The sequence below is a fragment of the Actinomyces sp. oral taxon 849 str. F0330 genome, assembly GCF_000239715.1.
Classification (GTDB): domain Bacteria; phylum Actinomycetota; class Actinomycetes; order Actinomycetales; family Actinomycetaceae; genus Actinomyces; species Actinomyces johnsonii.
On record NZ_JH470358.1, the window covers coordinates 73,801 to 83,085 of the forward strand.

Below are 9,285 nucleotides of genomic sequence, written 5' to 3' on the forward strand. Positions count from 1 at the left end.
CCGTCACCGGAGCACTCACCCTGATCATCTTCATCGCCTCGGTGTGGGCCTGGGCCTTCACGAAGGTGGACGACACCTACATCTCGCTGGGGGCCGCCACCGCCCTGGTCCTCACCGGCGCCCTGAGCCCGGATGAGATGTTCGCCAGCCTCGGGGACGACACGATCTGGCTCCTGGTGGCGGCCTTCGTCATCGCCGTCGGGGTGAGCGCCTCGGGCCTCACCGGCCGCCTGGCCGCCTGGTTGGTGACCGGCACGGACCACCCGCGCGTCCTGGTCCACCTGGTGACGGCCGCGATCGTCGCCACGGTCTTCGCGGCCCCCTCCACCTCGGGCCGCGCCGCCCTGCTGCTGCCGGTCTACACGGCCCTGGCCGGGGCCCTGAGCACCGGACCTGACGATGACGCCGCTCTGGCGGCCTCCCGCAAGCGGCTCATCCACGCCCTGTCGCTCATCTTCCCCACCGTCATCCTGCTGTCCGCGGTCGGTTCCTTCCTGGGGGCGGGTGCCCACCTGGTGACCTCCCACATCGTGGCCTCGGCCGGCGGGCAGGAGTTCTCCTTCGCCGGCTGGCTACTGCTGGGCCTGCCCCTGGCGGCGCTGTCCAGTCACCTGTCCACCGAGCTCATCATGCGACTGTTCACCCGCAAGGAGGACATGCGCCGTCGGGTGCGCGTCGACATCGCCGACCTCGCGGCGGCCTCCCCGACCCCGGTCACCGGTCCCCTGACCCAGGCCGAGAACCGCGCCGCCCTGCTCGTCGGCACGGTGGTGATGCTGTGGTGCACCGAGTCCCTGCACGGCGTCGACCCGGCCATCGTGGCCCTCCTGGGGGTCCTGGTGACCTCGCTGCCCGGCTACGGCTCGGTGGCGCTGCGCAAGGCGCTGGCCAAGGCCCCCTGGTCGCTGTTGGTCTTCATGGCGGCCACCCTCGCCATGGGGGACGCGCTGGTGTCCACCGGCGCCGCGAAGTGGGTGGCGACCTCGGCCTTCAATGCCCTGAGGATCGACTCGCCCTGGCCCTTCATGCTGGTCGTCGTGGTGCTCTCGACGGCGTCGCACCTGGTCATCCAGTCGCGCTCGGCCCGCTCGGCCGTCCTCATCCCGATCGTCGTGGCCCTGGCCCCGGCGGTGGGCGTCAGCCCGGCCGCGGCCGCTTTCGCCTCGACCGCCGCCGCTGGCTTCTGCCACACGCTGCCGTCCTCGGCCAAGCCGGTGGCCATGTTCTCCGACATCGAGGGCATGGAGACCTTCTCCCCCGACGACCTGCGACGTCTGTCGTTGTTCCTCGGGCCCCTCATGGTGGTCCTGGTCATGGCGTGCAGCGCCTGGCTGTGGCCGCTGCTGGGCCTGAGCTGGTGAGGCCGGGCCGCACCGCGCCTCGGAGCCCGCCCTATCCCCTGAGAACCCCTCAAACATTGCAATTCTGGAGGAAAGTCATGCCCACGTCCGTACCCACCCGTATTCTCGTCGCCCCCTCGGGCTTCAAGGAGAGTCTGTCCCCGGAAGGGGTGTGCCAGGCCGTGGCCGCCGGGGTGCGCCGTCTCCTGCCCGGCGCCGTCGTCGTCGAGCTGCCCCTGGTCGACGGCGGTGAGGGCTCGGCGGCCACGATGGCCCGGGCCACCGGCGGCGACCTCATCACCACTCGCGTCACCGGCCCCGTTGGCGAGCCGGTCGACTCCTACCTGGCCCGACTGGGCGGCTCCGCCCAGGGAACCTGGCTGGTGGAGATGGCCGCGGCGGCCGGCCTGCGCCTGGTGCCCGCCGGCATGCGCGACCCCGGCGCCACGACGACGATCGGCGTCGGCGAGCTCATTTCGGTGGCGCTCGACGGCGGAGCCCGGCGCATCATCATCGGATGCGGTGACTCGGGGACCTGCGACGGCGGAGCCGGCGCACTCGTCGCCCTGGGCGCCCGACTCCTGGACGCGGGCGGCCATGAGGTCGACCCGATCGGCTCGAACCTGGCCCGGGTCCGGCGGATCGAGACCTCCGGCATGGATCCCCGCCTGCGCGACGTCGAGGTCCTCGTGGCCGGCAACATGCACAACCTCCTCACCGGCGAGCGCGGGGTGGCCCGCGTGTTCGGACCGCAGAAGGGGGCGAGCCCCGAGCAGGTGGAGGCGCTCGAGGCAGGTCTGGTCCACTGGGCCGGGCTCCTCGCCGAGGCCTTCCCCGCCCAGGCGGACCACCGCGACCTGCTCACCGGCCCGGGCACCGGCGCTTCGGGCGGCCTGGGGGCCGGGCTCGCCGCAGGGCTGGGGGCCAGGCTGTGCTCTCGCTTCGACATCCTCATGGATGCCGACCTGTGCGGGGTCGACCTCGACGCCCAGATCGCCCGAGCCGACCTGGTCATCACCGCCGAGGGCGCCGTTGACTTCCAGACACCGCGCGGCAAGATCCCCGCCGAGGTGGGACGCAGGGCCAAGCTGGCCGGCAAGCCGGTCATCGCGCTGGCCGGCTCGATCGGCCGCGGCTCCGAGGCCGTCCACGCCGCCGGAATCGACGCCGTCATGGGCATCATCCCGGTCCCCATGGATCTGCCCGAGGCCGTTTCACGCGCCGACGAGCTCGTCACCGACGCCACCGAGCGGGCGCTGCGCCTCATTCTCCTGGGCGCCGCCATCGCCGCGTGAACCGATGCGGCCGGGTGCAATCCGCTCCAGCCGGGAGCATTCCATGCGTACGGGGACGGGATTTCTGTCCCCGTACGCATGAGATGTCCCCGGCCACGAGGAGAGAAGGGCCGGTCGCGGTCGGCCCTTAGACCAACTACAACCGGCCCCGACTGGGTCCGTCTCAGAACGCCGGGATGACGGCCTCGTTCGGCCAGGTCTTGGTGATGTAGTCACGCAGCTTTTCGTCGTTGAGGAGCTTGGCGAGCTTCTTGAGGTGCTCGTTGTCCTTGTCGTCCTTGCGCACGACGAGCTGGTTGGGATACTCGGAGTCTTTGCCGCCCTTCTCCAGGAAGAGGGAGTCCTCCTTGGGGTTGAGCTTGGCGTCGATGGCGTAGTTGCCGTTGATGATGGCGGCCTCGCCGTCCGGCATCGACCGGTAGACCTGTGCGCCGTCGACGGTCTTGAACTTCAGGTTCTTCGGGTTGGAGGTCACGTCGGTGTCGCTGGGCAGCTCAGCGGACTTGTCCAGCTCGATGAGTCCGGCCGCGGCCAGAAGCTTGAGGCCGCGTGCCGTGTTGGCCGGGTCGTTGTTGAGGATGATCGTGCCGCCGTCCTGGATCTCCTGGACGTCCTTGTATCCCTTGGAGGTGTAGATCCCCATGGGTTCGATGTGGACATTGGCGATGGACACCAAGCTGTAGCCCTTGTCCTTGTTCTGCTGCGCCAGGAAATTGGGGGTCTGGAAGAAGTTGGCGGCCAGCGACCCGTCGTTCAGCGAGGTGTTCGGCGTCTGGTAGTCGTTGATGGACACAATGTCGAGCTTGATGCCAGTGCCCTCGGTGAGGTTGTCCTGGACCCACTGGAGGATCTCGACATGGGGCTTGGGGGTGGCGCCGATGGAGATGGTGGTGACGCCGTTCTTCTCGGTCAGGCCGGTCTTGGAGCCACAGGCGGCCAGGGTGAGGGCGGCGGCTGAGACGAGGCCGCCGGCAATGACGGTGCGGCGGGAGATGGAAGCGGACGAGGAAGACATGGTGGTTCCTTTCGGAGGGCCGGGCGGGCCCGATGATGGGAGAGAAGGAAGTCTGACGATGCTGGGCCCGACGGCGCGGATGAACAGCTCCAGAGCGGTCTGAACCGATCCAGCGCACCTACCCCGGCTGGTGATCGCCTCAGCGGTGGTTCACCAGCCGGCTGAGCATGTCGCCGATGAGCTGGATGACACCCACGATGACGACGATGACGACCACCGTGATGACCATGACGTCGGCCATGTTGCGCTGGTAGCCATCCTGGATGGCGAGGTCGCCCAGACCGCCGCCCCCGATGGCGCCGGCCATGGCGGAGTATCCCAGGAGGGTGATGATGGTGACGGTCGCGGACTGGATGAGGATCGGCAGGGCCTCGCGCACGAGGACGCCCCAAGTGATCTGTCGGCCGGAGGCGCCCATCATGAGGGCGGCCTCGACCTTGCCGTGGTCGACGTCGTTGATGGCCGTCTCCACCAGGCGCGCGTAGAAGGGGATCGCGCCGATCGTCAGCGGCACGCAGACGGCCTGCCACCCGATCGACGACCCGACGAGGAATCGCGTGACCGAGATGAGCGCCACCATGAGGACGATGAAGGGCATGGAGCGGCCGAGGTTGACGATCTGCGAGAGAATCCAGTAGAGGGGCGGATTGCGCCATTGCCCCCGCTGGCCGGTGGCCACCAGCGTGAGCCCCAGTAAAAGGCCGAAAACAATGGTCAGGACTCCGGAGACAGACACCATCGCCAAGGTCTCGACAAATGAAGTGCCGAGCTTGAGCTGGATGGCCGGGTTGTTGAACCAGGTGCCGTCCCCGGACGTCGAGCTCGCGGCCTGGGCCAGCGGAAGGAGAATCGGGTTCATGAGCGGACCTCCGCAGCAATACCGGCCTGGCGCAGGGTGCTCACGGCCTGTTCGGTGTCTGACCCGGGGACGGTGACGGCCAGGCGCCCGATCTGGGCCTGACCGATCGTCTCGAAGACCCCGGCAGCGATGTCGCCGCCGAGCTCGGCCACCATGGACATGAGGGCGACCGCGGCCGGCTGGCCCGGGTGAGCAGTGATGGAGACGTCGATGACGCTCTCACCGTGGGCGACGGCGGCCTCGGGCACCTTTGGGAAGGGCACGATCTCGCGCGAGAGGCGGGAGTCGACGTCGAGCACGATGTCCTCCAGGCGGCCGCTCTGGACAATCCTGCCGGCCTCGAGCAAGCTGACGGAGTCGCAGATATGGCGGACCACGCTCATCTCGTGGGTGATGATGATGACGGTCAGGCCCAGGGTGTCGCGGACGTTCTTGATGAGGTCGAGGATGGAGCGGGTGGTCTCCGGGTCCAGGGCGGAGGTGGGCTCGTCGCACAGGAGGACGGCCGGGTCGTCGGCCAGCGCCCGGGCGATGCCGACGCGCTGCTTCTGACCGCCGGAGAGCTGGGAGGGGTAGGAGGCGCCGCGGTCGGACAGGCCCACGAGGTCGAGCATGCGCTCCACGATCGGGCGGCGCTGTCCCCCCGGCACGCCCGCGAGCGCCAGCGGGTAGGCGATGTTCTGCGCCGTGGTGCGCTGGTCGAGGAGGTTGGCGTGCTGGAAGACCATGCCGATGCGGCGTCGGGCCTCGCGCAGCTGGCCGGCGGACAGGGCGGTCATGTCCTGGCCGTCGACACTCACGTGGCCACTGGTGGGGCGCTCCAGGGAGGTCAGGCAGCGCACGAGCGTGGACTTGCCGGCGCCGGAGGTGCCGACGATGCCGTGGATGGAGCCGGGGGCGACGTCGAGGCTCAGGCCGTCCAGGGCCCGTACCTCCTTACCGCTGCGCAGGCGGTAGACCTTGTGGACGTCGCGCAGGGAGATCATGGGCTCGCTTTGAGAGCCGGACGCGTCGCCGTCCTCGGACCGGCCGGGGTCGGCGGCGGACTGGTCGGATGTGCTCACGTATTCCTCCATCGTTCCTGGCGGAAGCACCCGCACCATGAAGGGGGTTGCTGCAATGTCGTCGAGCCAGGTCTCTCGGTTGCTCTAGATGGCCACGAGTAACTTACGCAGCGTCTCATCGACTGCGCAAGCGACGACGCCGTCAAGGGACCCAGGTCACGCCACCAGCCTCCTCTGGCCGTGCCGCCGCCACGGGCCGGTTGGGAAGGCGGGCCGGGCCGCCGTCCGGCCCCCTCGTCGTCGGAAGGGCCCTTTCGATCAGACCTTCGTCGACGTTTCGGCAACATTCTGAGTATTCTCAGGTCTCGTATCGGCGACGCTACTCGCACCGCACAGGGCGGCATGTTTGGATCTGCTCATGAGTGCGACCTCAGATCAGACGTCCCCCGAGCCGAAGCCGGAGCCGACGGACCCGACCTCCCCTACCGGCCCGAGCGCCGCACCCACAACCGCAGGCGCCTCCAGCAGCTCCGACGACGCGATCACGCCCGATATCCTGGGCGAGCCGTGGGTGGCGCGCCGCATCCCGGTGACCGAGTCGCCCACGAAGGCGCCCGGCGCCGACCACGCCGTGCTCGTCCACCAGCGCGAGGCTGCCGGTCGGGCCAGCACGCCGCGCCATTCGCGCGCGGTCCTCTACCTCCACGGTCGCAGCGACTACTTCTTCCAGACTCACCTGGCGCAGGCCTACCTCGACGCCGGTTACGAGTTCTACGCGCTGGACCTGCGGGCCTGCGGGCGCGCCGGTATCGGGTGCGCCTCCCCGCACGACGTGCGTGACCTGCGCGTCCATGACGAGGAGATCTCCGAGGCCCTGCGCATCATCCGCTCCGAGCACGGGCACGACGTCGTCGTCCTCAACGGGCACTCGACCGGCGGGCTGCAGGCGGTCATCTGGGCGGCCGACCATCCCGGGACCGTGGACGCGGTCGTGCTCAACTCCCCGTGGCTGGACCTGCGCGGCTCGGCGCTCGTGCGTTCCTACGGGTCGGCCATCGTCGACCTCATCTCGCGCCGGGACCCCGAGCGCGTCATCGATGAGCCCGGCCGCGGCGAGAAGGACAACTACGTGGAGGCTCTGCACCGGCGCTGGCGCGGCGAATGGGATTGGGACCTGGCGCTCAAACCGGCGCCGTCCTTCCCCGTGCGGGCCGGGTTCCTGGCGGGGATCCGCCGCCTGCAGCGCGAGGTCCACCACGGGCTGGGCATCCGGGTGCCGATCCTCGTGTGCTGCTCAACGGCCAGCGGCGGCGTAAAGGCGGGCCTGGAGGAGGCCCAGCGCTCCGATGTGGTCCTCGACGTGGACCAGATCATCGATCGCTCGCAGTATCTGGGCGATGACGTCACCGTCCGCCAGATCCCCGATGGCGTTCACGACCTGGCCCTGTCCGGGCCGCCGGCGCGCGCCGAGTACCTCCGGGCCGTCACGCACTGGCTGGACAACCGCCTGCACTGAACTCAGTCGAGGCGCGCGGCGAGCTCGTCACTGACCCGTTCGACCACCTCGAGGGTATCGGCGAAGTCGGCCATGGTGCCGTACCAGGGGTCGGGGACGTTGAGGACGCCGCGGGAGGCCCGGCCGGCGGCGACGGCCTCGGTCTGAGGCGCGGCAGCGGGGTCGAACTCGCGATACATCCGGATTCGGGAGGGCTCTGCCCCCAGGCCGGCGGCGCGGCGCTGGAGGATGTTCCAGTGGGAATCGGTCATGGCCAGCAGGAGGTCGGCCTCGGCTATCTCGGCGTCGGTGATGCGGTGGGCGGCGTGGGAGGTGATGGCGATATCCGTGGCTCGCGAGACGTCGTCGGCGCCGGTGCCGTAGCCGGCCTCGGCCAGGACGCGGCGGGCCCGGGAGTCGATGGGGTTGCCGCGCTCCTCGTCGGAGACGCCGGCCGAGGTGACGACGACGCCGTCGGGCTCGCGCATGTGGAGGCCCGCGGCGACGAGGCGGTCATTCAGGACGATCTCTGCCATGGCGGAGCGACAGATGTTGCCGGTGCACACCATGATCACGCGGTAGCGCCCGGAGCCCCGACGTCGAGGTAATGAGGGCGGCGCCGGGGCGGCGGTCGAGGAGGCGGGGCTGGCTGAGGTCGTCTCGGTGGTCGTCTCGGTGCTGGCGTCGGAGGAGCTCACGTCCCCGAGCCTTGCGCACGACCCGAGCGCCTGTCCACCGGCCGGGCCCACACTTCCCGGACGGAGGGATTCCACGCGTACGGGTGGGAGGGGTCAGGGCGCGTGTTCGTACCTTAGGTCGCGCGTTCGAGGGGTAGAGGGTACGAACCGACGACCTACCCTACGAACGCGAGCCTAAGGCACGTCGGCGACCGGCGAGAACCGGCCTGCCCCGGACATACGCAACAGGACCTAGAGCGCGCGGCCGTCCAGGACGTCGGCGACCCAGGAGCGGGCCACGACGAAGTCCTTGTCGCTGGTGCCGGCCAGCACCGCCGTCGGGCGCGCGTCCAGCCGCGGGTAGGAGCCCAGGAACCGCACCACCGGACAAGTGCGGTGCAGCCCGATGAGGGCGGCCTGGACCCGTTCCTCGCGCACGTGCCCCTCCACATCGATGGAGAACCGGTAGCGACCCAGGGAGTCGCCCACCGGCCGGGACTCGATGCGCGAGAGGTTGACGCCGCGGGCGCTGAACTGCTCGAGCATGTCCAGCAGCGCGCCGGAGCGGTCGTGCGGGAGCTGGACGAGGAGAGTGGTCTTATCGGCGCCGGTGGGCTCGCCTACGCGACCGGGCCGGGTCACCTTGACGAAACGGGTGACGGCATCGGGGTTGTCCGCCACTCCCCCGGCGATGACCTCCAGCCCGTACTCCTTGGCGGCCAGCGGGTTGCACAGCGCCGCCTGGAAGCCGGTGTCCTCTGCAGAGGAGGCCAGCGCGCGGGCGGGCGCCGAGGTGGAGGTCCCGGCCACGTAGACCGCCTCGGGGAGGTTCTGGTGGACCCAGCCGCGGCACTGCGCCCAGGCGTGCGGGTGGGTGGAGATGGCGTGCACGTCCTCCAACCGGGTGCCGGGCTGGCCGGCCAGGACGAAGGTGATCGGCACGGCCATCTCGGCGGCGATGACCAGGGGCGTGGAGGCCACGAGGTTGTCCAGGGTGGCGTTGACCCCGCCCTCGACGGAGTTCTCGATGGGCACGACAGCGGCCTCCACCGTGCGCTCGCGCAGGTGGTCCAGGGCCGTGGGCACGTCCGGGCAGGGATCGAGCTCGACGTTGACGGGGGCGACTTGGCGCAGCGCCATCTCGGTGAAGGTGCCGGCCGGACCGAGGAAGGACCAGAGCGGAGCGGGAGCAGTCATGGGCACAGGGTAGTCAGGTTCGGCTCGGTCGGCCCGATCCGGGCTGCTCCGCGGGACGCCGGCACGTGGCGGCGCTTGGGCTCGGCACCGGCCCGACGCCGGCCTCCCACTGCCCTCCCACTGCTCTCCCGCGACCACGGCCGACCTGGCAGGCTGGGGCCATGAGCGTTTTCCGCAAGCACGACGACGGTCCGGTCTCCACCGCCCTAGAGGCCCAGGGCCTGACCTGGCTCGCCGGGGCGATGGCCGACGGCGGCGCCCACGTGGTCCCAGTGACCAGCGGCCCGGGCTGGTTGGAGGAGCCGCGGCTGACGACGACCGGTGTAACGCCGGCCGGGGCTGAGGCCTTCGGCCGGGCGCTGGCCGTCACCCACGCGGCGGGCGCCCCGGCTTTCGGGGCGGC

8 protein-coding genes and 1 pseudogene are annotated in these 9,285 nt (G+C 70.3%); 4 read left to right on the forward strand and 5 right to left on the reverse strand.

Translation table 11 applies throughout. The features are described from left to right. Positions 1 to 1,361, forward strand: a 1,361-nt coding sequence (locus HMPREF0975_RS12465; RefSeq protein WP_009234547.1) for an SLC13 family permease, incomplete at its 5' end; no start/stop codon positions are given. A gap of 77 nt (positions 1,362 to 1,438) precedes the next feature. Continuing rightward, on the forward strand, positions 1,439 to 2,635 hold the full coding sequence (locus tag HMPREF0975_RS12470) for a glycerate kinase family protein (protein WP_009234548.1): 1,197 nt from the start codon (positions 1,439 to 1,441) through the stop codon (positions 2,633 to 2,635). A gap of 163 nt (positions 2,636 to 2,798) precedes the next feature. Here HMPREF0975_RS12470 and HMPREF0975_RS12475 read toward each other — a convergent pair whose 3' ends face one another. The 3 genes from HMPREF0975_RS12475 to HMPREF0975_RS12485 all read right to left on the reverse strand — a co-directional run bounded on the left by HMPREF0975_RS12475 (position 2,799) and on the right by HMPREF0975_RS12485 (position 5,612). Beyond that, positions 2,799 to 3,650 carry a MetQ/NlpA family ABC transporter substrate-binding protein gene (locus tag HMPREF0975_RS12475; RefSeq protein WP_009234549.1) on the reverse strand — a complete coding sequence of 284 codons (852 nt, stop codon included), beginning with the start codon at positions 3,648 to 3,650 and terminating at the stop codon, positions 2,799 to 2,801. Positions 3,651 to 3,789: 139 nt separating this feature from the next. Beyond that, positions 3,790 to 4,509, reverse strand: a complete 720-nt coding sequence (locus HMPREF0975_RS12480; RefSeq protein WP_009234550.1) for a methionine ABC transporter permease — start codon at positions 4,507 to 4,509, stop codon at positions 3,790 to 3,792. Next, positions 4,506 to 5,612, reverse strand: coding sequence for an ATP-binding cassette domain-containing protein (locus HMPREF0975_RS12485; protein WP_049939937.1), 1,107 nt, complete (start codon positions 5,610 to 5,612; stop codon positions 4,506 to 4,508). Before HMPREF0975_RS12485 ends, HMPREF0975_RS12480 begins: the two co-directional genes overlap by 4 nt. Positions 5,613 to 5,931: 319 nt before the next feature. On the opposite strand from HMPREF0975_RS12485, the gene HMPREF0975_RS12490 reads away from it, so the two are divergent. Continuing rightward, positions 5,932 to 7,029, forward strand: coding sequence for an alpha/beta hydrolase (locus HMPREF0975_RS12490; RefSeq protein ID WP_009234552.1), 1,098 nt, complete (start codon positions 5,932 to 5,934; stop codon positions 7,027 to 7,029). A 2-nt stretch (positions 7,030 to 7,031) separates the two neighbouring features. Here HMPREF0975_RS12490 and HMPREF0975_RS12495 read toward each other — a convergent pair whose 3' ends face one another. Together HMPREF0975_RS12495 and pheA are read right to left on the reverse strand one after the other, a co-directional pair. Then, positions 7,032 to 7,577 carry a low molecular weight protein-tyrosine-phosphatase gene (locus HMPREF0975_RS12495; protein ID WP_049939946.1) on the reverse strand — a complete coding sequence of 182 codons (546 nt, stop codon included), beginning with the start codon at positions 7,575 to 7,577 and terminating at the stop codon, positions 7,032 to 7,034. 360 nt (positions 7,578 to 7,937) lie between these two features. Then, entirely contained in the window at positions 7,938 to 8,882 is a 945-nt protein-coding gene (gene pheA / locus HMPREF0975_RS12500) for a prephenate dehydratase (RefSeq protein WP_009234554.1), read from the reverse strand. Between the two features lie 161 nt (positions 8,883 to 9,043). Here pheA and HMPREF0975_RS16310 point away from each other — a divergent pair. Continuing rightward, positions 9,044 to 9,285 (forward strand): annotated as a pseudogene (locus tag HMPREF0975_RS16310) (fructosamine kinase family protein); the annotation flags it as partial.

Coding starts and splice junctions, on each gene's coding strand:
- HMPREF0975_RS12495 (WP_049939946.1), bottom strand. CDS start 7,577: ATGGTGTGCACCGGCAACATCTGTCGCTCCGCCATGGCAGAGATCGTC.
- HMPREF0975_RS12475 (WP_009234549.1), bottom strand. CDS start 3,650: ATGTCTTCCTCGTCCGCTTCCATCTCCCGCCGCACCGTCATTGCCGGC.
- HMPREF0975_RS12490 (WP_009234552.1), top strand. CDS start 5,932: ATGAGTGCGACCTCAGATCAGACGTCCCCCGAGCCGAAGCCGGAGCCG.
- HMPREF0975_RS12485 (WP_049939937.1), bottom strand. CDS start 5,612: ATGGTGCGGGTGCTTCCGCCAGGAACGATGGAGGAATACGTGAGCACA.
- HMPREF0975_RS12470 (WP_009234548.1), top strand. CDS start 1,439: ATGCCCACGTCCGTACCCACCCGTATTCTCGTCGCCCCCTCGGGCTTC.
- pheA (WP_009234554.1), bottom strand. CDS start 8,882: ATGACTGCTCCCGCTCCGCTCTGGTCCTTCCTCGGTCCGGCCGGCACC.
- HMPREF0975_RS12480 (WP_009234550.1), bottom strand. CDS start 4,509: ATGAACCCGATTCTCCTTCCGCTGGCCCAGGCCGCGAGCTCGACGTCC.